This is a genomic window from Bacillus sp. AFS012607, assembly GCF_002558005.1.
Lineage (GTDB): Bacteria > Bacillota > Bacilli > Bacillales > Bacillaceae_G > Bacillus_A > Bacillus_A thuringiensis_S.
The window spans coordinates 1-1,031 of sequence record NZ_NTVM01000074.1 but is presented as its reverse complement, the minus strand read 5'-3'; the positions used below and the strand labels follow the sequence as shown (position 1 = coordinate 1,031).

The following is a 1,031-nucleotide window of genomic DNA, read 5'->3' as shown; positions in this document are numbered from 1 at the left end:
CAGATCCGGAGAAGCCAACAAATCCAGAGAAGCCAACAGAACCGGAAAAGCCAACAAATCCAGAGAAGCCAACAGAACCGGAAAAACCAACAGAACCAGAGAAACCAACGAATCAAGAAAAGCCAGTTCTGAAACAAAATGAAAAGATGGTAGCGAGTAAATAAAGAAAAAATCAATTGATATTGTCAAAAAGGTACTCATAAAAAGAGTACCTTTTTAATTTGAAAGGGGTCATATAGATGTTTGTTAATAGTGCAAATTTAGTACAAATTTCAAGTCTAGATAAAAGTTTAATGGTGGTAGGTCGAGTGGGAACAGGGAAAACGAGGGAACTGAAGAAAATGGCTTTAAGTTTATCAAAAGTTTTAGTGTTAGATCCAATGAGAGAATACGAAGACGAAGAATTTGAGAAGAAAACGGGTCATGTGACTCTACAACACTTGGAATGTGAATCGAATGAAGGGTATGGGAATTTTAAAATTACAGAAGATGTAATAAATAAAGCTAAACAATTTGAATATGTAATTGTAGATGAAACCAATTATTTAAGTCAGGAAGATTTTATATACTTTCTTCAACAAATGAAGGATTCCGATATAAAAGTAATAGCAAGTTTTCAACAAATGCCAACAGATGAACAAATTACTAAGAAATTTGGATATGTCATATCTTTAGATGTAACGAATGACTTCGATAAGATAATAGAATATGAGAAATATAATTATGATTCGGGCTTCGGCTTAAAGAAGTAATACGTGTGGCTAGATTGAACAGAGGTGATACTTTGATATGTATAGTGAAAAGATATCAATCAAATATAAATTAGCTGAAAAAGAAGTACTCATTCCATTGAGTGCTTTTTTGTTTGTTGGAATGTTTTTAATCGCTAATTTTTTACTCAACTTATCTTTAGAGCTGATAGAAACAACATTTAGTGATTTATTACACCCAAAACCATTTCATATGGAGGTAGGATTTCTTTTTCAGATGCCCATTGCAGAGCATCCAATATACTACTTGCTTGTTTTCCT

1 protein-coding gene and 1 pseudogene are annotated in these 1,031 nt (G+C 32.6%); both read left to right on the top strand.

Annotated features, from left to right (window positions below):
• Positions 1-239 precede the first annotated feature (239 nt).
• Positions 240-752: an ATP-binding protein gene (locus tag CN409_RS30720; protein ID WP_074596337.1), complete on the top strand. Its 513-nt coding sequence runs from the start codon at positions 240-242 to the stop codon at positions 750-752.
• A gap of 37 nt (positions 753-789) precedes the next feature.
• Positions 790-1,031: pseudogene (locus CN409_RS30715) on the top strand (type IV secretory system conjugative DNA transfer family protein); the annotation flags it as partial.

Excerpts from the sequence above, each read along its gene's own strand:
- CN409_RS30720 (WP_074596337.1), top strand. The coding sequence starts at position 240 with ATGTTTGTTAATAGTGCAAATTTAGTACAAATTTCAAGTCTAGATAAA.